We start from the raw sequence: 25,105 nt of genomic DNA, 5'->3' as shown, positions 1-25,105 counted from the left end.
CACCCCCCACCGGTGCGGCCGCCCTCCTGCACAGGGCGGCCGCACCCCTGTGCGCACCCCGCGCCGGGCGTCAGTGCGGCGAGGCGATCGCCCGGGCCGCCGCCACCTCCTGGCGCAGGGGCTCCAGGACGCTGCCCGAGGGTCCGGTGAGGTCGGTACGGACGGTGTAGAGGGTCTCGGAGGCGCGTACGCCGTCCGCCAGCTCCCGTAGTTGCAGCACCACTTGGGCCACCTCGGGCTCCGACGGCGGGGGCGCCCCGTGCTTGGTGCGCACCCTCGCGGCCGTCGTCGCGTCCACGATCCGTTCCACCGCCACGACCAGGGGCCACCAGGCGGCGGCCCGGCGGCCCGTCGGGGGCGGCTCGGTCAGCGCGCGCTGGAACTCCGTGCGGATGACCGACAGGTCGCGGTAGAGGCGGCGGCGCATCCGGGCCCTGGCCGGGGGGTCCACGGCCTGCCCGCCGAAGGCCGCCTCCACATAGCGCGCCGTGTCCGAGACCGCGTCGGCGAGCCGGTCGCCGACGCGGGTGTGCCAGCTCTCCGGCCAGAGCAGGTAGCCCGCCACCAGGGCGATCGCGCAGCCCATCAGGGAGTCCAGCAGGCGGGGCAGCAGCAGGGCGGTGCCCTGGTGGTTCAGGACGTCCGACAGCAGCAGGATCACCGGGGTGATGGCCGCCGTCTGGTAGCCGTAGCCGCGGGGGGTCAGGGCCGGGATCAGGGGGGCCAGGGCCAGCATGACCGGCACGTCCCACCAGCCGCGCGGCACCTCCGCCAGGACCGCCGCCGCGACCACCAGGCCGCCCACCGTGCCCACCGCCCGCAGCAGTGCCCGGGAGAAGACCGAGCCGAAGTCCGGCTTGAGGACGAAGGTGATGGTCAGGGCGACCCAGTACGAGCGGGGCACCGGGATGATCGAGACCAGGACCTGGGCCACCCCGATGCACAGGGCGAGGCGCAGTCCGTAGCGCCAGGAGGCCGCCGACAGGGCCACGTCCCGAGCGGCCTGGGCGGCGCGGACACGCAGCGCGGCCGGGCGGCCCAGCCGGTCGGCGATGCCGCGGGGGTCCACGTCCGGGGCCGCCACGACCTCCGCCGCGTGCCGCAGGGCGTGGTTCACCGCGCGGGCCGTCTCGGTCAGGGCGACCGGCAGCCGGATCCCCGTCGGGCCGGTGCGGCCGGTCTCCACCGCCGCCGCGAGCCGGCGGACCGCCTCCGGGATCTGCGCGGCCAGGGGCCGGCCCGCGAGGTGCACCGCGGGGGCCGCCTCCACGACCGGTGTGATGGCGTTCAACTGGGCCAGCAGGCGGGTCAGTTCCGGGCTGCGGCCGTGCTGGCGGGCGCGGCGGGCGAGGACCAGGTCGTAACTCTGGTTCAGGGACTGGGTGACCGCCTGGCGGGCCTGCGCGTACGCGTCCGTGCCGCACGCCGTCAGCAGGTCGGCCACCGTGCGGTAGGTGCCCGCGACAGCCTCCCGCTCCGGCACCCCCGACCGCAACGGCCAGGTCAGCAGGGCGAGGAAGAGCACCAGCAGGCCGCCGCCGGTCATCAGCAGCGGTGCCAGCCACCACGGGCCCGGCATCGGAAGGCCCGCGCCCACCACGCAGTTCAGCAACAGCAGCAGGCCGGAGACGGAGGCGACCGCGCCGATCGTCGAGATCATCCCGGAGACCAGCGCCACGGCCGTGACCGTCACGACCGCCGGCCATCCCGTGCCGTACGCCAGCGCACCCAGCGTCACGCCCACCGCGCCGAACAGCTGCGGGATCGCGATGTTGAGGATGCGCATCCGGTAGGCGTCGGCGGTGTCGCCGATGACGCCGGACAGTGCGCCCATGGAGGCGAGGGCGCCGTACGCCGGTTCGTCCAGTGCCAGCCCGATCGCCAGGGGCAGTGACATCGCGAGCGCCGCGCGGGCCACCGCCGACCGGTTGACGGGCGCCTGTTGGGGCTGGAGGTTCCGGACCAGCCAGTCGGGGGGTGTGAGGCCGATGCGGGACATGGGCCCATTACACGTCATCCCCGCGCGTGCAGGGTGATCTCCACGAGCAGTGCGCGGTGGTCGGTGTCGGCGAGGTCCAGGAAGCGGGCCGATGGCGCGGAGAAGTCCGGGGACAGCAGGACGTGGTCGATCTGTGCCCCGAGCGTGGGCGTGGTGCGGGCCGGCCAGCTCGGGGTGCGGTCGGCGCCGGCGAGCCGGGCGGCATCGCGCAGACCGGTGTCGAGGATGTCGCGGAAGGCGGCGTGGTCCTGGGAGGCGTTGAAGTCACCGGCGAGGACGGTGGGCCGGGAGCCCTGTCCGGCGGCGAAGTCCCGCAGCGCGCCCAACTCGCGGCGCCACACGTCCACCTGACCCGGCAGCGGCGGCATCGGATGCGCGAGCTGCAGGCGTACGGCGTGCCCGCGCACCTCGGCGACGGCTCCCGGCATCCCCATCGTGCCGGGGATCGGGGCGGCGGCCTTCAGCGGGAACGCGCTGAGGATCACCGAGCCCGCGGAGCCGCCGCCCGGGACGGATCGTCGGTGCGGATAGGCGGCGCCCAGTGTCCGCCGCAACTCGGCCTCGCAGGTGTGGTCACACTCCTGCACGAAGACGAGGTCGGGCCTCTCCCGCCGTACGGCGTCGACGAGCGCGTCCGTCGCCTGCCCGAACTCGACGTTGGAGGTGAGGACGCGCAGCGAGGCGAGCGCCGGTCCGTGCGGTTGCCCGCTCCTGCCGTACGGCTCGATGAACCAGGCCAGCAGTCCCAGCAGCACGACGCTCCACACCACCCCGGGCCACCAGCGGGCGAGCAGGGCGAGGGCCAGTCCGGCCGCGGTGGGCGCGAGCAGCCAGGGCAGGAAGGCGAGCAGTTGGGGGACCGGGGTGAGCGCGTCGGTGTCGGCGAGACGGCAGCCCATGACGACGCTCACGAGGACGAACAGCGCGGAGGCGGTCCAGATGCCGGGTGTGCGTCCGGTGGGCCGTTCCGCGGGGCTGTTCACCGCCCCGACCCTACGACGTCAGACCTCGGCCCGGGTCGGCCGTACCGCCGGGTCCGCGAGGGGGTCCTGGGCCGGTGCCGCGGGCGCGGGCCGGCGTCGGGCGGCGCGGGCGGTGAGCCAGGTGGTGGCGGCCACCGCGAGACCGAGGGCGATGAGGAGCCAGGAGACCGTGCGCAGGGTCGTGGTGAGCGTGTCGTAGATGGCGCCGGCGGCCGGACGGTGGGCCGCGTGCAGGTCGGACAGGGTCAGTCGGCGGCCGAGCGCCACCGCGAGGCCCAGGAAGGCGCCGCCCAGCGCGGTGCCCAGGGAGGTCGCCGTGACCGCGCGGCGACGGCAGGCGGCGACCGCGATGCCGGCCGCGGCCAGGACCAGCGCGGTGACGGGCAGCCAGAAACCGGCGACCTCGAACGGCAGGTAGGGGTCGGCGAGTTGGTGCCTGAGCCGGGGCAGCCGCACGTTCCTGCCGTAGGTCGCCCAGGCCGCCAGCACCCCGAACGGCACGAGCAGACAGGCCAGGGCGATCAGGACGGCCGACAGGGCGTTGCGGAGGGGTGGGCGCACGTTTCCAGGCAAGGGCCTGGGGCGGGCGCCCGCGACCTGGCGGAGCCGGTTGTTCCGCTCTCCGGTGGAGGGTTCACCCGAACGGGTGTTTCCTGGTTCTGGGGAGGTTCTGGGGAGAAGGAGGCCGATCCATGCGCACCACTCCGGCCCTGCGGACCCTGGCCGCGGCCCTGCTCACCGGCGGCACGCTGTTCGCCGCCGCCGCGGGCACCCCGGCCGCGGCCGCCCCGCCGACCTATGCCGACGGCCACGGTGGCCGCGGATCCGGCGGTCCGATCTGGGGCACCATCGTCTCCGGCGTCGCCCTCAACGTGAGAGCCGCGCCGACCGTCCACGCGCCGTCCGTCGACAAGCTCTCACCCGGGAGCCAGGACCGCGTGGAGTGCGCGGTCCGCGGACAGCGGGTCAACGGCGACCCGTACTGGTACTGGCTCGTCGGAGCCCAGGGCTGGGTGAGCGCCGCCTTCGTCGACACCGGCGGGCGCGGGGTGCCCCACTGCGCCGATCCGTGCCCGCAGTGGAAGGACGGCTCCTGGACGAACTGGGACGACCCGTACGAGAACTCCTCGTGGAGCACGTCGGGGTCCGGTACCTGGAGCGCCTCCGGCTCATGGAGCTGGAGCGCCACCGGGTCCTCGACGGACGACGTCCGGGGCTGGTTCCCGGGCGGTGGGTGAGTCAGGGAGACGAAGGGGCCCGGCAGCCACTGCCGGGCCCCTTCGTGCGCTCACCTGGGCAGCGGGTTTCCCTCGCCGTCCTCGTGCGTGTAGTAGCGGTAGAAGAACACCCCGAAGACGCCCGCGGTGACCACCAGCGCCAGGGCCGTGGACCGGAGCACGCTCTGGCCGCTCTGGCTGTACAGGAAGCCGATCGCGGCGCCCGCGAACGCGGACTTCGTCAGCGAGTGCAGCTCCCGCTTGAGCAGCGGCGCGAACGTCGCCACGGCGAGGCACAGCACGATGAACGTGAGCGCGGTGGCGAAGCCGAACAGGATGTTCCAGCCGGTGATCTCGCCGCCGCCGCGCCGGTTGGCCGCGGCCCAGTAGCCGTAGACCAGACCGAGGACGACGGGGATGCCGTACCGCGCCGCCTTGTGGACCCGCTCGCTGAAGACGTCGGGTGCGCCGCGGGTCATTCCGCTGGGCCTGGGTGCCGCATGAGCCATGAGAGCACTCCTCTCTCCTCGCCCCCGGTTTCCAGGGCACACCTGCGCGGGGCCGCTGGCAAGTCGGCGGCGCGGGGCGCTCGGCGCCCGGATGGCGGCCCCCGGGAGGCCGTGTTTCGCTGGGCCCATGAGGCGGGTGGACGGCGACCGGGAGGTGCTCCACCGGCACCAGCTGTTGCGGGTCCGCGGCCGCAGTGTCGCCTGGCTGCCGCCGCTGCTGATGCTCGTCGGCATCACGGTGACGGACTTCCACACGGCCGGCGAGTTCCAGATGATCACCTGGGTCGTGCTGGTGCCGGGCATCGCCGCCGCGATCTGCGGGGTGTGGGGCACGACGGTGTTCGCCGTGCTGGCGCTGGTGACCTACTTCCTCGCCGACACCTCCTACCCCGGCCGGTACCAGAGCGGTCTGCCGAACTTCATCCTCGTCGGCATCGGCGGGGTCCTCGCCGTGCTCGCCTGCGCGGTCCGGGTGCGCGGCGAGCGGCGGCTGCTGCACATACGGGACATCGCCGACACCATCCGCCGTACCGTGCTGCGCCCGCTGCCGCCGGACTGGGGCGGCCTGGAGCACGCGGCGGTCTACCTCGCCTCCGACGTCGAGGCCCGGGTCGGCGGGGACTTCTACGACGTCCAGCAGAGCCCGCACGGCACCCGTGTCCTGGTCGGTGACGTCCAGGGCAAGGGGCTCGGCGCGGTGGAGGCGGCGGCCGCGCTGCTGGGCACGTTCCGTGAGGCGGCGTACCACGAGCCCGGCCTCGCCACGGTCGCCGACCGGCTGGAGACCCGGATGAACAGGCACCGCCTGCACATCAAGGCCCTCGGCCGCGGAGACGTGGAACGGTTCGCCACCGCCGTGCTCCTCGGCTTCCCCGACGACGACACCGGCGCCGTGGACATGATCGTCTTCGGCCACGAGCCGCCGCTGGCGGTAGGTCCCGGGGGTGTACGGCCGCTGCCGCCCGGCCGGGCGCTCGGCCAGGCGCTCCCGCTCGGCCTGCGCGAGCTGGCCGGGGACGGCCCGCCCCGGGCACTGCGGGTGCCGCTGGCCCCCGGCGAGACCCTGCTGCTGACCACGGACGGGGTGACCGAGGCCCGGGACGCCGAGGGGTGCTTCTATCCGCTCACCGCCGAGGTCGCCGACGCCGTCGCCGCCGACGCGCGCAACGCCGAGCCGCACCGCCTGGTCGCCGTCGTCCGCGACGGCACCCTGCGGCACTGCGGGGGCCGACTGGCCGACGACACCACGGTGTTCGCGGTACGACGACCCCCGAAAGGGCGGGAGGGACCGGGAGGACCGGAAGGAGCGGAAGGAAAGGGACGTTCGTCGTCCTGAGGTCCACCTTCGCGGCCGCAGCGGTTACGGTGCTGCCGTACGTGATCGACGGGGGATGGGGAGGGACCGATGCCCGGAACCGTGCTGCTGCTCGCCGCCGCGCCCGCGGGCAAGGGGTGTCTGGTCGACGCGGCCAGTGTGCTCCCCGTCCTCGCCGCCGTCCCACCCGCCGTGCTGTCCGGCGCGGACACGGCCAACGTCGTGGAGCTCGCCGACCCGTTGGAGCCGCAGGCCGTGCTGACCCGGCTGCGCGCCGCCGCGGCCGCCCCCGGCCCGCTCACCGTCTTCGTCACCGGCCAGCTCCAGCTGGACCGCCGTCAGCGCCTGCCGCACCTCGCGCTGGCCCGCACCACGCCCTCGACGGTCCGTTACACCGCCTTCCCCTGGCACTGGTTCAGGGACGAGCTGCGGCTGCGTCCGGCCGGCGCGACGAACTTCGTGCTCGACCTGCACGCCGACCCCGAGACCTGGCAGTGGCTGCGCGCCCACCCCCTGGACACGGGCCGCAACAACGCGGTCCACGGCCGCATCGCACCGCCGCCGCCCAGACGCACGGTGGCGACGCCCGCCTATATGAAGGCCGTGGCGACGATCCTGCGCAGTGGACACCGGCCGCCGCTGGAGGAGTTGCACCAGCAGGCGCTGAGCCGTCTTCCGCAGGAGAGCGTGGGGCAGGTGCTGACCGCGCAGGGGCCCGCCGCGGGCGACCCGCACGCGCTGATCTCGGCGGCGGTCGCGGCCCGGCGGCACGGCGACGCCGACGCGCTCGCCGCACACCACGAGCTGACCGCCGTACGCGCGCACGGTCCGGCCTCGCAGGAGGCGCTGCACTGGAGCGAGGTGCGGGCGGATCTGGCGATGTTCGCCGGGGACCCGGCGCGCAGTTGCCGGGCGTGGCTGGCGGTGGCGAGAACCCGGCTGGCCGCCGGGCAGGCGCCGGACGCGCCCGCGGTGGAGGCGGCCGTGGACCGGGCGCACCACCAGTGGGGCCGGATCGACGACCCGGCGCGGGCCCGGGAACTCGGACCCGCGCTGGCCGATCTGCGCACCCGGGTGCCAGGGCGCCGCGAGGGCGCCCTGGACCATGTGCACAAGCACCTGAGCCAGTTGCAGACGCTCTAGCCGTACCGGCCCGTGGCGCCCCGGCTCATGGCGCTCAGCTCGTGAAGATGAAGTACTTCCACGCGCCGTGCGTCGTCGAGTTCACGGTGTCGCCCGACGAGGAGTTGATGTACGAGGACCGCACCCGCATCCGGTAGCCGGTCTCGTGCTCACCGGTCAGCTCCACCGCCGAGACGCCGGAGGAGCTCATGCCGAAGTAGTCCGAGCCGAGGTCGTACCACGTGCCCTGGTAGTAGACCTCGAACTGCATCCGCTGCATGCGGCCCGGGTACGCCGTCATCGTGGTCGTGAACACCGGGTTCTTGGACTTCTTGAAGTAGTAGTAGGTGTGGCCCCACGTGTACTTCGTCTTGTAGTGCCTGCTGACGGCCGTCGACACCTTCACCTGGGCGCCGACCGTGCTCGCCACCGTCTTCGGCGCGTACCGGGCGTCGCCCAGGAACTTCGCCGTGACCTTGGTGTCCCGCTTCAGGTCGAGGGTGACGGACAGGTTGCCGCTGGAGTTGACCGTGCCGGACTTCACCAGCTTGTTGGCCTTGTCCCCGCCGAACGGGTCGGCCCAGATCTCCACCTTGCGGTTCTTGTACGTCGTCCCGAGGTGCGCGGTGAACTTGACGTCCTTGCCGTACGCGTAGACCTTGCCGTTGTTGTTCAGCGTCAGGGTCGTCTTGGCGCGGGAGACCTCGACGGTGTCCGAGCCGGTGCCGGCCGCGTGGTCGGCGTCGCCCGCGTACTTCACCGTGTACTTGACCTTGCCGCCGGCCGTCGGGACGTCGGTGAAGGAGTAGGTGCCGTCGGACTTCACCGTCACCGCGGGGAGCGCCTTGCCGGAGGTGTTCTCCAGGTCGGTGCGGGTCACCGTCAGCTTGACGCCGGCGGGCAGCGCGACCCTGGAGGAGACCTTGCCCTTGACGGTGAGCTGCTTGGCGCGGGTCGCGGTCGCCGGGGCGGTGACCGTGACGGCGGTGGCCGCCTTGGTGGGGGCGTCCAGGCGGCGCAGCGAGTAGACGCCCTCGCTGTTGTACGTCACCGCGAACAGCCGGGAGCCGTCCGGCGCCCAGGCCAGGGCGGAGTTCGCGAGCTCGTCCGCGCCGCTGGTGTTCCCGGTGTTCGGGAAGTCGTACTCGCGCACCGAGGTGGTGGCGCCCGGCTTGTAGACGTAGATGTCGGGGTTGTACCAGCCGTCGACGCCCGCCGCGACCGAGCCGTCCGGGGCGACGGCCACGGCGTTCGGGTAGGTGTTGCTGGCGTAGGCGCCCGAGCGGCTCAGGTCGGACGTCTTGAACACCGGGTGCTCGTACGGCGATCCGCTGGCCGTGACGACGTGCTCGCCGTCCGGGGTGACCGCGAGGTCGTTCAGGTACGAGCCGACGCTGGCGGCGGCGGTCCGCGTCGGGGTGCCCGTGGAGACGTCGTAGGCGGCCACGAGGGCGGAGCTGCTGCCGGGCTCGCCCGCCAGCAGGGTGGTGGCGCCCGGGGCCGCGTCGAGGAACGGGGCCTCGTAGAAGTCGGCCAGGTCGGTGGTGACCACGGGCTCGGTGCCGGTGAGGTCGACCGAGCCGAGGTTGCCGTCGCCGTTGGAGCCGTAGGAGAACCACAGCCGGCCGCCGGCCACGGCCACGCTCCGCGGCTGGTCGGCCACGGCGTAGCGGGCCGTCTCGGTCTGGGTGGCGGTGTCGATCGCGGCGATCGCGTCGCCGCCGCGCACCGCCGCGTACAAGGTGGCGGAGTCCGCGGACAGTTCGAGTCCGGTGACGCCGGGCAGCGAGGTCAGCTGCTTGACCACCGTCCCGGCGTAGTCGGTCACGACGATCTTGCCGTTGCTGGGGTCACTGACGTAGACCCGCTGGTGGACGCCGTCCACCACGAGGTCGCCGGCGGACTTCACCGGCAGGGATCTGACGGCGTCGGCGGACGCCGGAGCGGCGGCCAGCGCCGCCGAGCTGAGGAGGACCGCCAGTGCGGTGGCGGTCGTAAGGGTGCGTCTGCGCACGCTGATCTCGAACCCCCCGGAACGAAAACATGAGTATGGAGCCACCTCGGCGGCCGGCCCCTGTGTGTGGGGCCTGTGCTCCGCGTGTGGCGAATGAGCGAAGAGTAGGTCATGGCACCGACAACGTCGGCACAGGGGTCCCGCACAACCCCTCCCGTACGCACAACTGCGCTGCCATGATGGTGAGTTATGGCTGAGGGGGATGGAGTGGCCGACCACGGCATACGGATACGGCTGGACGGGACCGCGGGCGAGAACGACATCGACGCGCTGCGCAAGTGGCTGGAGCGCGAGCAACGGCTCGACGAACGGGTGCGCGCCGGTGAGCTGCAGATCCTGGAGCGGCCGCGGACCGACGAGACCGGCGCCCCGATGGGCGTCGGCATGGACATCGTGGTCGCGATGGCGGGGGGCGCGGGGGCGGCGCTGGCCAAGGAGATGCTGGAGTACGTCAGGAGGTCCGTGGAGGAGTGGCGGGACGTCCGCCGGGGCGTGGAGAACGGCGATCCGCCCACGGGCCGCGTCGACATCGTGGACCTCCACGACGACAGGTAGGCCCGTGACCCGTTTCGACGCGCGCCGCCGGGTGAACCGGGCGCTGCTGGTGGGGGTGTCGGAGTACGAGTTCACCGACCCGCCGCACGGGGTGCCCGGCGATCTGCCGGCCGTCAAGCACGACGTCAACCGGATGCGGGACGCCCTCCTGCGCGGCCGGGTGTTCGGCGAGCACGACATCACCGTCTCCCGCTCGCCCTCCCAGGACGAGTTCAACCGGGCCCTGCACACCGCCGCCGGTGAGGCCGAGGGCCTGCTCCTGCTGTACTTCGCCGGGCACGGCGCCATCCCGAGCGCGGGCGACGAACTGTTCCTCCAGATGCACAACGCGCGCGTGGTGCCGGGACGGCACGCGGTGTTCCCGGGCGCGGAGATGTTCACCACCGTGCTGACGGTGCTCGCGGGCAGTCCGGCTGAGCGGGTCGTGGTGATCCTGGACTGCTGCTTCGCGGGCAACGCGGCCTGGCTGTGGGAGCGGTTCGAGGCCAAGCGCCGGGTGCTGCTGCTGATGAGCGTGCAGGCCAACCACCGCGTCGACGCGGGCGACCCGGGCACCCCGACCCCGTTCACCGGTGAGCTGGTGCAACTGCTGGACGAGGGCGGTGAACTGAGCTTCCGGGAGCTGTCGGACGCACTGCGGGCGAGGATGGCCGCGGGCGGCCACCAGACGGTCCGCGGCGACCCGTGGGAGCCGCAGAGCCGAGCTGAGCCGGACGAGGACGTCCTGCTGTCGGCGCCCGGGGCGAAACCTCCGCAACCGCCCCCACCGCCCCCGCCCCCGCCGCGCCCGCACCCCCTGGCGGCGCTCCTCGCGCTCCTGGGCGCCTGGACCGACGCCCTCACCGCCCGGCTGCGCCGCTCCCGCATGCCGGGGCTGCTGCGCGCGGTCGGCCCCACCCGGCTCACCGCGCTGCTCGCCGTCGCCGCCGTCGGCCTCGGCACCTACGGCATCGTCGTCCTCACCTCCGAGCGCGAGTCCTGCGGCGCGCCACCGCTGGAACTGCGGGTCCTGGCCGACCCCGACCTCGACCCGACGGTCACCGCGGCGGCCGACGCCTATCTGACCTCGGCGGCCAACACCACCGCCGACGGCTGCCGGCGCAGCGGGATCACCGTCTACAGCGCGGGCTCCGCCGACACGGTCGCGGCGCTCGGCGAGGACTCGGTGGCCTGGCAGGAGCCACGGGTGGAGGACACCAACCCGCAGCGGGACGTCGGCCCGCAACCGGACGTGTGGATCCCGGCCTCCCCCGCCGACGCCGCCCGGGTGGCCGACGCGCAGGACACGGACGCGGTGGCCGCGCTGGAGCCGGACGAGGAGCCCTTCGCGTACTCGCCGGTGGTGCTCGCGGTGCCGAGGCGGATCGCCGCGAAGTCCCTTGGCGACCGGGTCGGGCTGCCCCTGTCGAGGATGATCACCCATCTGCGGGTGCGCGACGAGACGGCGCGGGTGCGCCGCCCGGACCCGGAGTTCGCCGACGCGGCGCTGCTCGCCACGATCGGCCTGTACGGCACCGAGAGCACCGACCCGGCCCGCGCCGAACTGGAGCTCGCCCAGCCGGGACCGCCCGCCCCGACCGCCGCCGACCTGCTGTGCACGCTGCCCGACGACGAGAGCGTGGACAACCGCACGGCCGCGCTCGTACCGGAGTTCCTCCTGCGCAGCGGCGTCGGCTGCGACCGCACGACCCGCATCCCGCGCACCGCCCAGTACCCGAACGACGTGCCCGGCGTGCAGCCCACCTTCGTCCGGGTCCGCTGGCGGGGCGCCGACCGGGACGAGTCCGCGCGGGACCGGGCCGCCGAGGACTTCCGGGCATGGCTGACCGGGGACCAGGGGCGGGCGGTGTTCGCCGGGGACGGCTTCCGCTCCCCGAGCGGGGAACTGGGTTCCCCGCTCGCGCCGGGGGTGCTGCCCGACCCCGAGCCGCTCGACGAGTCGGCGGGCCGCGACGAGATGACGGACGCCCTCGACCGCTACCGTGCCGCGCACGGCCCGGGCCGGGTCCTGTACCTCCTGGACAGCTCCGGCTCGATGGCCGGCCTGTGGGAGGGCCCGAGCGGCGGCCCCGGCCTGCTGAAGCAGTCGCTGGGCGGGCTCGGCGGTCAGGACGAGTACGGGGTGTGGGGGGTGGCGGGCGGCTCCGGCGACCGCGCCTACGAGAGTGTCCTGCAGCTCGGCCCGCACACCCGCAAGGAGGCCGAACGCGCCGTGGACGCCCGGGCCCGGGTCCGCGACGCCCAGGCCGACCCGCATGCCGCGCTGCTCGCCGCGCTCGACGAGATGACCGAACGGGGCGCCGGCGACGACCGCCCCCAGCTCATCGTCCACCTCACCGACGGCGAGGACGACGACCGGCTGACCGGCCAGGACCTGGACGACGTCCTCGCCCGGGCCCGCTCCGCGAAGGTGCCGGTCGCCACCGTCTCCCTCAAGGGGGGCGGCTGTGACCGCGACGCACCGGCCGCCCGGATCTCCGCCGCGAGCGGCGGTCGCTGCCTGGACGCCGACGACGACCTCGGCACGGGCCTCACGGACGAGGTCGCGCGCACCGGCACGGGGGAGGACTGATGAAACACCGGCCCCTGGTCGTGGCCGCCCTGCTCCTCCTGGCCGCCGCCTGCACCGACGGCTCCGGCACACCCGCCGCGCCCTCCCCCGACGTGGCCGGGGACATCGTGGTCGCCGGGGGACGGGACGTCACCGGGCAGAACGGGATACGGCAGCAGCTCATCGACGCCTGGAACGAGCGGGAGGAGGAGAAGAACTCCGGCTACCGGGCCCGGCTCGTCGAACTCCCCGGCAGCGCCGACGAACAGCGCAGCCAGCTGCTCGGCGCCCTGCAGTCCGGCAGCGCCGTCTACGACGTCGTCAACCTGGACGTGACCTGGGTGCCGGAGTTCGCCGCCGCCGATCTGATCCGGCCGCTGCCCGGGACCGTGCTCGACGCCAAGGACCGCATCGACTCCGTGGCGGACACCGCCCGCTGGGACGGCGAGGTGTACTCGGTGCCGTTCAACAGCGACGTGGGGCTCCTCTACTACCGGCGCGACCTGCTGAAGGCGGCCGGCGTCCAGCGGACCGACCTGAGCGCCGGGCTCGACTGGGGGCAGCTGGAGGACCTGATCGAGGAGATCGACGAGCACCCGGCCCAGGGCGCCTACGAGAAGGGCTGGACCACCCAGCTCGCCCCCTACGAGGGCCGTACGGTCAACGCGGTCGAGGCGTTCGCGTCGGCGACGGAGGACTTCCACTTCACCGACGCCGACGGCCACTACGACGCCGACATCGGCCAGTTGACGGAGGGCGTCGCCGAACTGCGCCGCCGCACCGAGTCCCCGTACACCCTCCAGGACGCCGTGCACTCCGACGAGGCGGCCACGCTCAGCGCCTTCGCCGACGGCCGCACCGCGTTCCTGCGGCACTGGCCCTACGCCTACCGCACCCTGCACCAGTCCTTCTCCGAGGAGCAGCTGGGTGTCGCCCCGCTCCCCGGCAAGGCGGTGCTCGGCGGCCAGAACCTCGCGGTGGCCCAGGGTTCGCAGCGGGCGGTGAAGGCGATCGAGCTGATCCGGTACCTCACCGGCAAGGAGAGCGAACGCTGCCTGCTGGACGCGGGGTTCGCGGCGACCCGTACCTCCGCCTACACCGACGACGGAGTGCGGTGCGGGCTCGCCCCCACGGGTGCGCCGTCCGCCTCCCCCACCGGCGAGCGCGCCGACCGCATCCCCCGCGACAGGGCCGGCCGGCCCCGCTACGCACGCGGCATCCTGCTCCCCGCCCTGCGGGACGCGGTCCAGCGTCCGCGCACCCCGCTCTACGGGGCCTTCACCCAGACCTTCACGGCACAGCTGGGCCCGCTGCTGGGCGACAACCCGCCGGGGGACGCGGAACTGGCGACCACGCTGGACACCGCCCTGCGGGACGCCCTGCCCGACTAGGGCCTGCCGGAACCTTTGCCGGAAGCGGGCCGTTGCCCAGGTGAGATCACTCAGACGAGCACCGAGGTGACGGCAATGGCACTGTTCGACCGGCTCAAGGACCAGGCCAAGAGCCTCCAGCAGCAGGCACAGGGCGCACGCGGCGCCTCCCACGGCGGCGCGCAGCCCGGCTCCCACGGCGGTGCGCGCGGCGGCGGTTCGCGTACCCAGCTCGTCGGCCTGGTGAAGTCACAGCTGGGCTCGCTCAAGGCCGAGCTGAAGAGCGGTGCCTACCGGGACGCGAGCATGGCGATGTGCGCGCTCGTCGCGGCGGCGGACGGGCATGTGGACCAGTCCGAGATGCAGCAGATGGAGTCCCTGATCCTCGGCAACGAGGTGCTCCAGAACTTCCCGCCGGAGCAGCTGCGCACGCGCTTCCACAAGCATGTGGACCAGCTCACGCGGAACTTCCCGCAGGGCAAGGCGGAGGCCATGCAGGACATCGCCAAGGCCGCCAAGAAGCCGACGGAGGCGCGCGCGGTGATCCAGACCGGCATCGTCATCGCCGGTGCCGACGGCCACTTCTCCCAGGCCGAGGCGGACGTCCTCAGGGAGGCCTGCGCGGCGCTGGGCGTCTCACCCGCCGAGTTCCAGCTCTGACGACCCGGCACCGCCCCCCTCGGGCCCGCACCCGCACAGCCTCCTCCAGGACCGTCCCGAGCCTGCGCACAGGCCCCACCGGTTAGCCTGCGCGGGGACGGAAAGGGCAGGTGTGGAGAACCAGCGGAGTGTGGTCGACGGGGTGCGGCTCGTCGTGCGCGCGCTCGTGTACGCCGTCGTCGGCGGGGCCGCGCTGCTCGCCATCGCGACCGTCGCCTCCGTACTCGGGCCCACCCTCGCCCTGGACCTGTACACCCCGCCCGTCGCCGCCTGGTGGACCGTCTTCACGGCGATCACCGTCCAGGCGGTGCCCTTCCTGCTGCTCGGGACGGTCGTCTCGGCGGCCATCGGCGCGCTGGTCCCGCAGCGGGTCCTCACCCGGCTGCTGCCCCGCAACCAGGCACTCGCCGTGCCGCTCGCCGGGGCCGCCGGGGTGGTGCTGCCCGGCTGCGAGTGCGCCTCCGTGCCGGTGGCCGGGAGCCTGATGCGGCGCGGGGTGGCCCCGGCCGCCGCGCTCGCCTTCCTGCTCTCCGCGCCCGCGATCAACCCGGTCGTCCTCGTCGCGACCTCCATCGCCTTCCCCGCCCAGCCGGAGATGGTGCTCGGGCGGCTCGTCGCCTCGCTCGCCACGGCCGTGGTCATGGGCTGGCTGTGGGCCCGGTTCGGCAAGGAGGAGTGGCTGCGGCTGCCCCAGCGGCCCGCCCACCAGCACGGCTCCGGGCTGCGGGCCTTCGGCGCCGGGCTCCAGCACGACTTCCTGCACGCGGGTGGCTTCCTCGTGCTCGGCGCGGCCGCGGCGGCCACCTTCAACATCGTCGTGCCCCGGTCCGTGCTGGACGTCTTCACCGGCTCGGTCTGGCTGTCGGTGCTGCTGCTCGCCGTCCTCGCCGTCGTGCTGTGCGTGTGCAGCGAGGCCGACGCCTTCGTCGCCGCCTCGCTCAGCGGCTTCTCCCCGACGGCCCGACTGGCGTTCATGGTGGTCGGCCCGATGGTCGACCTGAAGCTGATCGCCCTCCAGGCGGGCACCTTCGGGCGGGCCTTCGCGGTGCGGTTCTCCGCCGTGACCTGGGTGGTCGCCGTGGCGAGCAGCGTGCTCGTGGGGTGGTGGCTGCTGTGAGGCGCTACGGGCCCGCCCTGCTCCTGGTCCTCGTCGGGGCCGCGATCCTGCGCATCTCGGCCTTCAGCGAGCTGTATCTGCGGTACGTGCAGTCGGGGCTGCGGCCCTACCTGATCGTCTCGGGCACGGCGCTGGTCCTGCTGGGCGTCACCATGGCCGTCGTCCGGCGCACGGCACCCGAGGACGAAGGTGACGAGGATGACGAGGGTGACGAGGAGCGCGGGGAGGGCCACGGCCACCACGGCCCCCGCGTCGCCTGGCTCCTCACCCTCCCCGCCCTCGCCCTGCTGCTCTTCCCGCCGCCCGCCCTCGGTTCCTACAGCGCCGACCGGGAAGCCGCCCAGCGGGCGGCGCAGGGCACCGGGACCTTCCCGGCGCTGCCCGCCGGGGACCCGGTGGAGCTCGCCGTGGGCGAGTTCGCCTCGCGGGCGATCTACGACAGCGGGCGGTCACTGAAGGGCCGGACCCTGCGGATGACCGGGTTCGTCACCCACGGCGACGACGGCACCTGGTACGTCACCCGGCTCCTCGTCTCCTGCTGCGCCGCGGATGCCACCACGAGCAAGGTCGAGATCCGCGGGTCCGACGCGCCGCCCACCGACACCTGGGTCACCGTCACCGGCACCTGGCACCCGAAGGGCACGCTCGGCACCGACGCGGCGTGGCCGCCGGTGCTGGACGCCGCGTCGGTCGAGCGGGTGGCCCAGCCCTCGGACCCGTACGAGAAGCGCTGACGAGGGGCGGGCGGCGGCGTTTCGCCCCGTGGGCCACGGGTAGTCGGGGGTGCGCCCCCGGGCGCGTCCCGCGCCCCGACCTCGGCTCCGGGCGGGTCCGCCCCGGGACCCCGGTCAAAAACCGGCCGCGCTGTGCGAAGGAGGCGGTGGCCGTGCGGCCCAAGGACGACCGTCACGGCACCTCCGGCGACGAGCCCGGCCGACAGGAACCCTCGCAGGACGATCCCGTACGGCCCGGCCGGGACCCGGCGCGGGACCACGCGGACGTGACCAGGGCGATCGCGGAAGGGGTGCGCGGCGCGGCCCCGGCGGAGCTGCCGCACCGGCTGTGCGGCGTGGCCGTCCGGCTGCTCCCGGTGACCGGCGCGAGTGTGACGCTGCGCAGCAACGGCATTCCCGTCCGGCTGAGTGCGACCGACGGCCCGTCCGCCCGCCTCGCGGAGATCCAGGCCACCTTGGGCGACGGCCCCTGTCTGCACGCCGCCCGGCTCGGTGCCCCCGTGCTCGCCGCCGACCTGACGGCCGGCCGGGACGCCGTGCGCTGGCCGGTGTTCGCCCAGGAGGCCACGGCCGCCGGGGTGGGCGCGGTGTACTCGATCCCGTTGGGCGAGGACGCCGTGTGCGTGGGCACCCTCGACCTCTACCGCGACGTCCCCGGCGAGCTCACCGACCACGACCTGCGCACCGCGCGGATGGTGGCCGACGTGCTGACGGTGGCTCTGACGGCGCTGCCGCACGGCGAGGACGACGGACCCGGCGGGGACGCCCCCTGGCTGAGCGGTCTGGGCTCCGACTACGACGACGTGTACCAGGCCATCGGCATGATCATGGCGCAGCTCGGGGTGGACGCCGACGAGGCGGCGGCCCGGCTGCGCGGCCATGCCTTCGCCCGGGACCGCACCGCGGTGGAGGTGGCGCGTGAGGTGCTCGCGCACCGGACGAGGCTCGACCGCGACTGAGCCCGGCCTCGCCGCGGTCCCGGGTCCGCTCAGACCTCGACGCGGGCCTGTCTGCGGACGTCCGTCAGGCGCTGGGCGCCCAGTTCCGTCACCGCCTGGGTGATCTCGGCGTAGACGTCGCCGAGGCCGCCGTTGGTGAGGACGATCGCGTCGCCGCCGACCCGTACGACGGCGAGGTCCAGGGTGAGCGTGGTCTCCTCGCCGTCCGGGCTCTCGCCGCTCAGCGTCAGCCGCAGCCCCTGGCGGGCGTCCCCGACCTTCGGCAGCTCCGCCTCGCCGACCTCGGCCTTCTGCACCGCTCCGGTGGCGGTGGCGGCCGTGAACTTCCCGCACTTCTTCGGCAGCGTCCGCAGCCAGGCCAGGGTCTTGTCCACGTCCGCCGGGCGGCCGGCGACGATCTGGTGGTGCAGCTGGCTGTCGTTCCAGGTGTCGTCCAGGCCGGTCCGCGCCCGCACGAGGGCGTCCGAGCCGAACACTTCCTCGGAGTAGAGGCTGTCGAGCATCCGCTGGCAGTCCGGCGCGTTCGCGGTCGCCTTCAGCAGCCCGTCCCGCCAGGTCGCGGCGCCCTCGGTCGGCGCCCAGGGCTCCCCCAGGTCGGTGTCGGTGATCAGGGCCGCCTGGGCCTGGGCCGGGGTGAGGGCGGGGACCGCGGTCGGGGACGGCGGCGGGGTGCGGGGGGCGGCGGAGGACGCGGCAGGGCTCGCCGGGGGCTTCCTGGCCGGCAGCGGCTTGTCCGTGGCGATGGCGGAACAGGCGGTCGTGGCCAGCAGGGCGGCCAGCGGGAGGGCGAGGAGAGGGCGGCTCATGGGTCCACGGGAGCATCGCGGGTGGGGGGCCACCAGCGCGGCGGGCCGTATGGGGGACGCGGTCGGGTGCCGAGGGTGACGGGGCGGGGGCTGGGAAAACCGGTCGCGTCCGGTCGGCACGCGCCGTTACGGTCGCCGCATGAAGCGCGCCCGCCTGTCCCGCACGACGACGCCGGACCACGTCCCGGCGCGCTGACCCATGAACTGACGCGAAGCCCCGGGGCGAGTGCCCCGGGGTTTCTCGCTGCGCGGCGCTCGTCCCTCCCCACCCCTGTGGAACCCCTGTGGAGAGGACCCCGCCATGCACGACCACCGCAGACTCGGCCGAGAGCTGGACCTGTTCGACACCGACCCCCTGATGGGCGCGGGCCTGCCGTACTGGCTCCCGGACGGGGCCGTCGTACGGCACACCCTGGAGGAGTACGTCCGCGAGATCGAGCGGGCCGCCGGGTACCGGCACGTGTACTCGCCGGTGCTCGGCAAACGGGAGCTGTACGAGATCTCCGGGCACTGGGACCACTACAGCGAGGACATGTTCCCGCCGATGGAACTGGGCGGCGAGCAGGTCGTGCTGCGGCCGAGCCTGTGCCCGCACCACGCCCTCATCTACCGCTCCCGCTCCCACAGCTACCGCGAACTCCCCCTCCACATAGCGGAGTTGGGTGGCATGTACCGCTCGGAGCTGTCCGGGGTGCTCGGCGGTCTCACCCGCGTACGGGCCATCCAGCTCAACGACGCGCACGTCTTCTGCACCCTGGAACAGGCCGTCGACGAGGCCCGCGCCGCCCTGGACCTGATCCGCCGCGCCTACGCCGACCTCGGCATCCGGGCCGCCCGGTACCGCCTGTCGCTGCCCGGCGAGGGCACCAAGTACGTGGCCGACCCGGAGCTGTGGCGCCGGGCCACCGCGCTGCTGGAGCAGGTGCTGGCGGGGGCCGGGGTCGACTACGAGGCGGCACGGGGGGAGGCCGCGTTCTACGGTCCGAAGATCGACGTGCAGATCGCCGACCGCGCCGGCCGCGAGTCCACCCTGTCCACCGTGCAGATCGACTTCCACCAGCCCGAACGCTTCGACCTGCACTACATCGGCGCCGACGGGGCCAGACACCGGCCGGTGATGGTGCACCGCAGCGTCATCGGCAGCGTCGAGCGGGCGGTCGCGCATCTGCTCGAGGAGCACGGCGGGGCGTTCCCGCCGTGGCTGGCGCCGGTGCAGCTCGTCGTCCTCCCCGTGTCGGAGCAGCAGTGCGCACAGGCGGAGAAGCTCGTCCGCCGCGCCCTCGGTCTCGGACTGCGCGCCGAACTCGCCGGCCCCGAGCACGGCACCCTCGGGGCCCGTGTCCGGGAGGCCCGGCTCGTGCCGTACGTGGCCGTGGTCGGGGAGCGCGAGGCCGGGGCAGACCTGGCCGCCGTACGACTGCGGGACGGCCGCAGGCCCGGGGCGGTTCCGGTGGCGGAGCTGCTGGAGCGGATCGGGTCGGTCGTCGAAGGTCGTGGCGCCGAGCTGTGGGCGGCTGCCTGAGCACCGGGGTCCCCTCTAAGGTCGGTCCCGACGGAAGGAGTCCACCGTGACCGCCCAGCCCATCCCCGTGATCATCGACTGTGACACCGGTGTCGACGACGCCCTGGCCCTGCTGTTCGCCGTACGCCACCCGGGTCTCGACGTCCGGGCGATCACCTGCGTGGCCGGGAACACCGACGTCGACGGCGTCGTACGCAACACCCTGACCGTGCTGGAGCAGGCCGGGGCCGGTGACATCCCCGTCGCGCGGGGCGCCGAGCGGCCGCTGATCGAACCGGTGCGCACGGCGAGGCATGTGCACGGCCAGGACGGCATGGGCGACCTCGGCCTGCCCGCGCCGACCCGGCGGGCGGTGGACGTGGACGCGGTGACGCTGCTCAGGCGCGAGATCCTGGCGTCGCCGCGCCCGGTGACCCTGATCCCGACCGCGCCGCTGACCAACATCGCGCTGCTGCTGCGGACGCACCCCGAGGTGACCCGCAACATCGAGCGGATCGTCTTCATGGGCGGCGCGGTGGAGGTCGGGAACGCCACGCCGGTCGCGGAGTTCAACGTCTGGCACGACCCCGAGGCGGCGGCGATCCTGCTGACGGCCGGGGTGCCGATCACGATGTACGGCCTGGACGTCTTCACCCGCGTCCTGGTCCCGGCGGCGGACGTCCAGCGCCTGCGGGGGAGCGCGGAGCCGCGACTGCGGCTGGCCGGGGAGCTTTTGGCCCACCGCGACCCCGCGACCTCCGGTGACCCGACGCCCACCGGCGGGCTCGGTGACGCGGGCGCGGTCTGCGCGGTGGTGGACCCCGGCGGCATCACCACCGGCCACCTCCCCGTCGAGGTCTCCCTCGCCCCCGGGCCGACGCGGGGGCAGACGATCGTCGACCGGCGCCCCCGCCCCGGGGAGGCGGAGATCCACGAGGGCGAGCGCGACCTGCGGATGGTGGACGTGGCACTGGACGTGGACGTGGAGCGGTACGTGAAGCTGTGGCTGTCGACGGTGGAGGGCCCCTAGGGCCGGCCGGCGTCGCCGAGGGGTACGCGAAGGGGCCGCCCGTCGTGCACGGTGGGCGGCCCCTTCGGTATCGGTGTGCGTCAGGCGCGCGTCGCCTTGCGGCGGCGGGTCGCCAGGACGATGCCCGCGCCGCCGGCCAGCAGGACCGCCGCGCCGATGGCGATCGGGCCGGTCGCGCTGGAGCCGCCGGTCTCCGCGAGGTCGCCGCCGCCGTTCGGGGTGGCGGCCGGTGCGGTGGTGGACTCCGAGGCGGACGGGGTCGGGCTGTCCGTCGACGGGGTCTCGGACGCCGGAGGCGTGCTCTCGGAGGCCGGGGGCGTCGACTCGGAGGCCGGCGGGGTGGACTCCGACGCCGGCGGGGTCGTCTCGGCGGGCGGGGTCGCCGGCGGCGTGGTCTGCGTCGTCGAGCAGTCCTTCGTGCCGCCGTTCCAGGCCGCGATCAGCTTGTCCTTGATGACCGGACGGTCCGGCCCCTTGGGCAGCTCGCCGTGGGTGAAGCCGTCCTTGGCGTCGAGGTCGCCGTCGAACTTCGTGGCACCGCGGTAGAGGTCGATCTGCGCGAAGCAGCCGGCGTCCGGCACCGCGATGTCGAGGGAGTCGGTCTGCCCCGGCTTGACGGTCACCGTGTCGAAGTCGACGAAGATCTGCTCGCCGGAGGTCGCGAAGGTCGGGCCGTGGGCGATGTAGGACGCCAGCGAGGCCGTGCAGGTGGCGGCGTCCTGGGCGGCGCGGACCTTGATGTGGACCTTGCCGTCCTCGGTCGGCTTCAGGTTCTGGTCGTCGACCTTGACGGAGTCGAAGAAGTTCGCCCCGTCGAGGGAGAACTGGCAGCGGTCGGTCCCGGTCTCCGTACCCGCGCCCGTACCGGGCTTGTAGGTACCGCCGTGGTTCCAGCCGTCACCGCCGGGCCCGGTGGCCCAGGCGGCGGATGCGCCCGAGGCGCAGAGGGCGAGCGTCGCGGCGCCCGTCCCCAGCAGGCGGCGCACAGTGACACGTCTCGCTATGGACATGCGAATCCCATCAGGGTGGTGATCTGAAAAACACGCGGAACACTGGGCTCATTGGTCATATGCGCCACAGCGTGCGGACATCGTGGATCTCGCTGCCGAACAGTGTCAACCTGCGGGAATGCAAGGTCTGTTCCTCCGCCATCACAATTCCGCCACACGAGGAACAGCCTGCTCCGCAAAGTGTGGGGGTTCGTCCGCCCGCAGGTGTGGACAGATTCCTCTTTGTTCGTCTTTGCGGCACGCACACAGCACTCTGGAGACCGTGTGACCCCCGACCTCTCGTCCAAGGACCCGAACTGGTGGCGACAGGCCGTCATCTACCAGGTCTATCCCCGCAGCTTCGCCGACGCCGACGGTGACGGACTCGGGGACCTGCGCGGCGTCACCGAACGCCTCACCCATCTCGCCGGCCTCGGCGTCGACGCCCTGTGGCTGAGCCCCTTCTACCCCTCCGAACTGGCCGACGGCGGCTACGACGTCGCCGACTACCGCGACGTCGACCCGCGCCTGGGCACCCTCGACGACTTCGACGCGCTGGTCGCCGAGGCCCACCGGCTGGGCCTGAAGGTCATCGTCGACCTGGTGCCCAACCACAGCTCGCACCGGCACGCCTGGTTCCAGGAGGCACTCGCCGCCGGCCCCGGCTCCGCCGCCCGCGCCCGGTACGTCTTCCGCGACGGACGCGGCGCGCACGGCGAACTGCCGCCCACCGACTGGCAGTCCGTGTTCGGCGGCAGCGCCTGGACACGGGTGGCCGACGGCCAGTGGTACCTGCACCTGTTCACCCCCGAGCAGCCCGACTTCGACTGGCGCCACGAGGAGGTCCGCGCCGACTTCCGCACCACCCTGCGCTTCTGGTCCGACCGGGGCGTCGACGGCTTCCGCGTCGACGTCGCCCACGCGCTCGCCAAGGACCTCGACGAGCCGCTGCGCGACCTCGGCGCCCCCGAGCTCAGCGGCGAGGAGGGCCTGACCCGGCTCCCGCCCGGCACCCACCCCTTCTTCGACCGCGACGAGGTCCACGAGATCTACCGCGACTGGCGGAAGGTCTTCGACTCCTACCGCCCGCCCCGCATGGCGGTCGCCGAGGCCTGGGTGCCCGGCGCCGACCGGCGCGCCCGCTACGCCCGCCCCGAGGAGCTCGGACAGGCCTTCAACTTCGCCTATCTGCTGGCCGGCTGGCACGCCGAGGAACTCCGCGAGGTCATCACCGACTCCCTCGCCGGCGCCCGCGCGGCCGGCGCCTCCGCCACCTGGGTGCTCTCCAACCACGACGTCGTACGCCACACCTCCCGCCTGATGCTGCCGCCGGGCACCGACGAGAACGCCTGGCTGCTGTCCGGCGGCCACGCACCGGCCGTCGACACCGCGGCGGGGCTGCGGCGCGCGCGGGCCGCGACCCTGCTCATGCTGGCGCTGCCCGGGTCCTCGTACCTCTACCAGGGCGAGGAACTCGGGCTGCCCGAGGTCGCCGACCTGCCCGTCGAGGTGCTCCAGGACCCGATCTGGGAGCAGACGGGACGCGTCCGCAAGGGCCGCGACGGCTGCCGGGTGCCGCTGCCGTGGACCCGCACCGGACCGTCGTACGGCTTCGGCGCGGGCGGTTCCTGGCTGCCGCAGCCGGAGAGCTTCGCGCGGTACGCCGTCGAGGCGCAGGACGGCCAGGAGGGCTCGACCCTGGAGCTGTACCGCGCGGCCCTGAAGCTGCGCCGCAAGCTGCTCGCGGGCGAGGAGCTCACCTGGGCGGACGGCGGCCCGGCCGGAGTGCTGGACTTCACCCGGCACGACGGCTGGCGGTGCGTCACCAACCTCACGGACACACCGGTTCCGCTCCCCGAGGGCGAGGTGCTGATCGCCAGCGGCCCGCTGGAGGGCGGGCTGCTGGGAGCGGACACGACCGTCTGGCTGGCCTGACTAGTGCCGCGGCACTAGCCGACCGCCGGGCTCGGGCTCGCGCCCGCCGCGGGGGTCTGCGCCTCGCCGGGGATCGCGATCGGCGTGGACGTCGGGTTCGCCGGCGGGGAGAGGACGACCATGGGCTCGCCGGGCTGGGGGACCGGCGGGGTCAGGTCGGAGTTGGGCAGCTTCGGCGGGGTGGTCTGCTGGAAGAGGGCCTGGTCAAAGTTGACGTAACCGGTCTTCTCCATGACCGTGATGTGGTCCAGGACCGTGTTGTTGGCCATGTCCGCCAGCGAGCGCACCAGCGAGTTCTTGGTGGTGGAGCGGATCTTGGCGATCGTGTTGAAGATCGACCCGTGGGTCGTGCGCAGGATGTTGGCGAAGGTCGCGTCGAACTGCCTGCCGGAGCTCGAGTCGATCTGGTTCACGAAGGCGACCTGCTGCGGGCTCGCCACGTTCGGCAGCGTGATGTTGAGCATCGGGGCGACCTTGCGGCAGGCGGCGTCGAGGGCCGCGTGGCCGTCGATGAGGTGCCGGCCGGCCTCCTTGACCTCCGGGGTCGTGCCCTTCTGCAAGGCGATCTTGCCCAGCGGGTGCTCCCACAGCCCGGCCGCTCTCACCTTGACCACGAAGTCCCGGTCCTGCTCGGTGAGCGGCCCCCACTGGGTCTGGGCGATCACGCGGTCCTGCGCGCTGGACACCTTGTCGAGGCCGAGCATCGCTGGGTAGGCGAGCGCGACCATGGTCAGGCTGAGCGCACCGCCCACGAAGAGCGTTCCCGTGGCGTTCCGCGAAAAGCGCACCGTGGCTCCTGTCCGATCGGGGTCGTTCCGGACCTGTAGTACGGACGGCGAGCCACGGTTGTTCATGATGCGTGGGTCACTTCCAGGTCACCGGGCCCCAGGTCGCCTCGCGGGGCGACACGCGACCCGTACGGCGGCACAGCGCAGGCCCCCGCCCCGACGCCCCGTCAGAATCGGGGGATGATCCGCAAGACAGTCGCCCTGGGTGTCGCCGTACTCGGCCTGCTGGCGTCCGCCGGGACGCCCGCCGCGGCGGCCGACGCCACCGAGCTCTGGGCCGCCGCGACCATCGCCCCCGCCCGGCAGGGTCTCGTCGAGGTCGGCGGATACACCGGCCCCGCCCTGGGCGAGGGCTCGCGGCTGACCCTCACCGCGCCCCGGGGCGCCAGGATCACCGAGGCCCCCCTCGACGCCCCCGGATACCGCGGCACGGTCGACGCCGACGGCGACAGCGCCACCTACACCTACACGGGCCCCGCCGACGGGGAGGCCTGGCGGGAGGGGACCTTCCCGTTCGTCCTGGACGTCGCGCCCGACGCGGTGCCCGGCACCCGGCTGACCGGCTGCACGGCACGGCTCACGGACGCGCGCGGCACCCGCGGGGCCCACGGCACCTGCACGGTGACCGTGGGCCTGCCCGGACCGACGCTGACCCGCCCCGAGTCGGGCGTACCGCTGGTCGCGCGGCCGGAGATCGCCGGGACTGCCTATCCGGGCGCGCAGGTGACCGTGCGGCACGAGCACGCCAGGGACGGCGGGGTGACCGGGCAGGGCCCGGAGCCGGGTGCCGAGGTGTGTACCGCGACCGCGCGCACCGACGGCACGTGGTCCTGTCTGCCCGCGCTCGCGCTGCCCGGCGGCCCGGGGCGTCTCCAGGCGACGGCCTCCCTGAACGGGGTCAGCGCGGTGAGCGAGCAGAGGTTCGTCGAGGTGGGGCCCGCCGGACGCTGA

The 25,105-nt window shown here is 73.9% G+C and carries 22 protein-coding genes; 14 read left to right on the top strand and 8 right to left on the bottom strand.

Annotated elements, in window-relative coordinates:
• Positions 1 to 70: 70 nt before the first annotated feature.
• Genes ACZ56U_RS07815 through ACZ56U_RS07805 form a run of 3 tightly spaced genes read right to left on the bottom strand, consistent with a single transcriptional unit; the run spans position 71 to position 3,543 of the window.
• Positions 71 to 1,999, bottom strand: coding sequence for an FUSC family protein (locus ACZ56U_RS07815; RefSeq protein ID WP_469083147.1), 1,929 nt, complete (start codon positions 1,997 to 1,999; stop codon positions 71 to 73).
• 14 nt (positions 2,000 to 2,013) lie between these two features.
• Positions 2,014 to 2,982 (bottom strand): endonuclease/exonuclease/phosphatase family protein, encoded by a 969-nt coding sequence (locus ACZ56U_RS07810; RefSeq protein WP_469083146.1) that lies wholly within the window; start codon positions 2,980 to 2,982, stop codon positions 2,014 to 2,016.
• A gap of 18 nt (positions 2,983 to 3,000) precedes the next feature.
• Entirely contained in the window at positions 3,001 to 3,543 is a 543-nt protein-coding gene (locus ACZ56U_RS07805) for a hypothetical protein (protein WP_469083145.1), read from the bottom strand.
• A gap of 131 nt (positions 3,544 to 3,674) precedes the next feature.
• Between ACZ56U_RS07805 and ACZ56U_RS07800 the strand changes: the two genes are divergently transcribed.
• Complete coding sequence (locus tag ACZ56U_RS07800) at positions 3,675 to 4,220, top strand: SH3 domain-containing protein (protein ID WP_469083144.1); 546 nt, start codon at positions 3,675 to 3,677, stop codon at positions 4,218 to 4,220.
• Positions 4,221 to 4,270: 50 nt separating this feature from the next.
• Here ACZ56U_RS07800 and ACZ56U_RS07795 read toward each other — a convergent pair whose 3' ends face one another.
• A complete protein-coding gene (locus ACZ56U_RS07795) occupies positions 4,271 to 4,708 on the bottom strand; it encodes a hypothetical protein (protein ID WP_469083143.1) in 438 nt (145 codons plus the stop codon).
• 127 nt (positions 4,709 to 4,835) lie between these two features.
• Between ACZ56U_RS07795 and ACZ56U_RS07790 the strand changes: the two genes are divergently transcribed.
• Both ACZ56U_RS07790 and ACZ56U_RS07785 read left to right on the top strand, forming a co-directional pair.
• Positions 4,836 to 6,044 carry a PP2C family protein-serine/threonine phosphatase gene (locus ACZ56U_RS07790; RefSeq protein WP_469083142.1) on the top strand — a complete coding sequence of 403 codons (1,209 nt, stop codon included), beginning with the start codon at positions 4,836 to 4,838 and terminating at the stop codon, positions 6,042 to 6,044.
• 69 nt (positions 6,045 to 6,113) lie between these two features.
• Positions 6,114 to 7,166 carry a hypothetical protein gene (locus ACZ56U_RS07785; protein WP_469083141.1) on the top strand — a complete coding sequence of 351 codons (1,053 nt, stop codon included), beginning with the start codon at positions 6,114 to 6,116 and terminating at the stop codon, positions 7,164 to 7,166.
• A gap of 34 nt (positions 7,167 to 7,200) precedes the next feature.
• Here ACZ56U_RS07785 and ACZ56U_RS07780 read toward each other — a convergent pair whose 3' ends face one another.
• Positions 7,201 to 9,159, bottom strand: a complete 1,959-nt coding sequence (locus ACZ56U_RS07780) for an Ig-like domain repeat protein (protein ID WP_469083140.1) — start codon at positions 9,157 to 9,159, stop codon at positions 7,201 to 7,203.
• A 189-nt stretch (positions 9,160 to 9,348) separates the two neighbouring features.
• On the opposite strand from ACZ56U_RS07780, the gene ACZ56U_RS07775 reads away from it, so the two are divergent.
• From ACZ56U_RS07775 to ACZ56U_RS07745, 7 genes are all read left to right on the top strand, one after another.
• Entirely contained in the window at positions 9,349 to 9,714 is a 366-nt protein-coding gene (locus ACZ56U_RS07775; RefSeq protein WP_469083139.1) for an effector-associated constant component EACC1, read from the top strand.
• A 4-nt stretch (positions 9,715 to 9,718) separates the two neighbouring features.
• On the top strand, positions 9,719 to 12,286 hold the full coding sequence (locus tag ACZ56U_RS07770; protein WP_469083138.1) for a vWA domain-containing protein: 2,568 nt from the start codon (positions 9,719 to 9,721) through the stop codon (positions 12,284 to 12,286).
• Positions 12,286 to 13,656, top strand: a complete 1,371-nt coding sequence (locus ACZ56U_RS07765) for an extracellular solute-binding protein (RefSeq protein ID WP_469083137.1) — start codon at positions 12,286 to 12,288, stop codon at positions 13,654 to 13,656. The genes ACZ56U_RS07770 and ACZ56U_RS07765 overlap by 1 nt, the downstream gene beginning before the upstream one ends.
• Before the next feature lie 75 nt (positions 13,657 to 13,731).
• Positions 13,732 to 14,295 (top strand): tellurite resistance TerB family protein, encoded by a 564-nt coding sequence (locus tag ACZ56U_RS07760; protein WP_469083136.1) that lies wholly within the window; start codon positions 13,732 to 13,734, stop codon positions 14,293 to 14,295.
• Between the two features lie 112 nt (positions 14,296 to 14,407).
• A complete protein-coding gene (locus ACZ56U_RS07755) occupies positions 14,408 to 15,412 on the top strand; it encodes a permease (RefSeq protein ID WP_469083135.1) in 1,005 nt (334 codons plus the stop codon).
• Entirely contained in the window at positions 15,409 to 16,146 is a 738-nt protein-coding gene (locus ACZ56U_RS07750) for a TIGR03943 family putative permease subunit (protein WP_469083134.1), read from the top strand. The genes ACZ56U_RS07755 and ACZ56U_RS07750 overlap by 4 nt, the downstream gene beginning before the upstream one ends.
• A gap of 146 nt (positions 16,147 to 16,292) precedes the next feature.
• The gene (locus ACZ56U_RS07745; RefSeq protein ID WP_469083133.1) at positions 16,293 to 17,105 is read left to right on the top strand and encodes a GAF and ANTAR domain-containing protein; all 813 of its coding nucleotides are present in this window, start codon (positions 16,293 to 16,295) and stop codon (positions 17,103 to 17,105) included.
• A gap of 29 nt (positions 17,106 to 17,134) precedes the next feature.
• Here the strand turns inward: ACZ56U_RS07745 and ACZ56U_RS07740 are convergent, their stop codons facing one another.
• A complete protein-coding gene (locus ACZ56U_RS07740) occupies positions 17,135 to 17,911 on the bottom strand; it encodes a hypothetical protein (protein WP_469083132.1) in 777 nt (258 codons plus the stop codon).
• Positions 17,912 to 18,212: 301 nt separating this feature from the next.
• Between ACZ56U_RS07740 and thrS the strand changes: the two genes are divergently transcribed.
• Positions 18,213 to 19,433, top strand: coding sequence for a threonine--tRNA ligase (gene thrS, locus ACZ56U_RS07735; RefSeq protein ID WP_469083131.1), 1,221 nt, complete (start codon positions 18,213 to 18,215; stop codon positions 19,431 to 19,433).
• A gap of 46 nt (positions 19,434 to 19,479) precedes the next feature.
• Positions 19,480 to 20,442 carry a nucleoside hydrolase gene (locus ACZ56U_RS07730; protein WP_469083130.1) on the top strand — a complete coding sequence of 321 codons (963 nt, stop codon included), beginning with the start codon at positions 19,480 to 19,482 and terminating at the stop codon, positions 20,440 to 20,442.
• 80 nt (positions 20,443 to 20,522) lie between these two features.
• On the opposite strand, the gene ACZ56U_RS07725 is transcribed toward ACZ56U_RS07730, so the two are convergent.
• On the bottom strand, positions 20,523 to 21,452 hold the full coding sequence (locus tag ACZ56U_RS07725) for an LAETG motif-containing sortase-dependent surface protein (RefSeq protein WP_469083129.1): 930 nt from the start codon (positions 21,450 to 21,452) through the stop codon (positions 20,523 to 20,525).
• Positions 21,453 to 21,716: 264 nt separating this feature from the next.
• On the opposite strand from ACZ56U_RS07725, the gene ACZ56U_RS07720 reads away from it, so the two are divergent.
• A complete protein-coding gene (locus ACZ56U_RS07720; protein WP_469083128.1) occupies positions 21,717 to 23,366 on the top strand; it encodes a glycoside hydrolase family 13 protein in 1,650 nt (549 codons plus the stop codon).
• 14 nt (positions 23,367 to 23,380) lie between these two features.
• On the opposite strand, the gene ACZ56U_RS07715 is transcribed toward ACZ56U_RS07720, so the two are convergent.
• Positions 23,381 to 24,094: a DUF4142 domain-containing protein gene (locus tag ACZ56U_RS07715; protein WP_469083405.1), complete on the bottom strand. Its 714-nt coding sequence runs from the start codon at positions 24,092 to 24,094 to the stop codon at positions 23,381 to 23,383.
• A 240-nt stretch (positions 24,095 to 24,334) separates the two neighbouring features.
• On the opposite strand from ACZ56U_RS07715, the gene ACZ56U_RS07710 reads away from it, so the two are divergent.
• On the top strand, positions 24,335 to 25,105 hold the full coding sequence (locus tag ACZ56U_RS07710) for a carboxypeptidase regulatory-like domain-containing protein (protein ID WP_469083127.1): 771 nt from the start codon (positions 24,335 to 24,337) through the stop codon (positions 25,103 to 25,105).

The sequence above is a fragment of the Streptomyces sp. NPDC034103 genome, from assembly GCF_055575395.1.
Note: the sequence above shows the minus strand (reverse complement) of the source record. Positions and strands in the feature narration are given on the sequence as shown.

Bases quoted from the DNA above. Each gene is read 5' to 3' on its own strand.
- ACZ56U_RS07815 (WP_469083147.1), bottom strand. From the start codon at position 1,999: ATGTCCCGCATCGGCCTCACACCCCCCGACTGGCTGGTCCGGAACCTC.
- ACZ56U_RS07800 (WP_469083144.1), top strand. From the start codon at position 3,675: ATGCGCACCACTCCGGCCCTGCGGACCCTGGCCGCGGCCCTGCTCACC.
- ACZ56U_RS07795 (WP_469083143.1), bottom strand. From the start codon at position 4,708: ATGGCTCATGCGGCACCCAGGCCCAGCGGAATGACCCGCGGCGCACCC.
- ACZ56U_RS07790 (WP_469083142.1), top strand. From the start codon at position 4,836: ATGAGGCGGGTGGACGGCGACCGGGAGGTGCTCCACCGGCACCAGCTG.
- ACZ56U_RS07785 (WP_469083141.1), top strand. From the start codon at position 6,114: ATGCCCGGAACCGTGCTGCTGCTCGCCGCCGCGCCCGCGGGCAAGGGG.
- ACZ56U_RS07775 (WP_469083139.1), top strand. From the start codon at position 9,349: ATGGCTGAGGGGGATGGAGTGGCCGACCACGGCATACGGATACGGCTG.
- ACZ56U_RS07765 (WP_469083137.1), top strand. From the start codon at position 12,286: ATGAAACACCGGCCCCTGGTCGTGGCCGCCCTGCTCCTCCTGGCCGCC.
- ACZ56U_RS07760 (WP_469083136.1), top strand. From the start codon at position 13,732: ATGGCACTGTTCGACCGGCTCAAGGACCAGGCCAAGAGCCTCCAGCAG.
- ACZ56U_RS07740 (WP_469083132.1), bottom strand. From the start codon at position 17,911: ATGAGCCGCCCTCTCCTCGCCCTCCCGCTGGCCGCCCTGCTGGCCACG.
- thrS (WP_469083131.1), top strand. From the start codon at position 18,213: ATGCACGACCACCGCAGACTCGGCCGAGAGCTGGACCTGTTCGACACC.
- ACZ56U_RS07725 (WP_469083129.1), bottom strand. From the start codon at position 21,452: ATGTCCATAGCGAGACGTGTCACTGTGCGCCGCCTGCTGGGGACGGGC.
- ACZ56U_RS07715 (WP_469083405.1), bottom strand. From the start codon at position 24,094: ATGGTCGCGCTCGCCTACCCAGCGATGCTCGGCCTCGACAAGGTGTCC.
- ACZ56U_RS07710 (WP_469083127.1), top strand. From the start codon at position 24,335: ATGATCCGCAAGACAGTCGCCCTGGGTGTCGCCGTACTCGGCCTGCTG.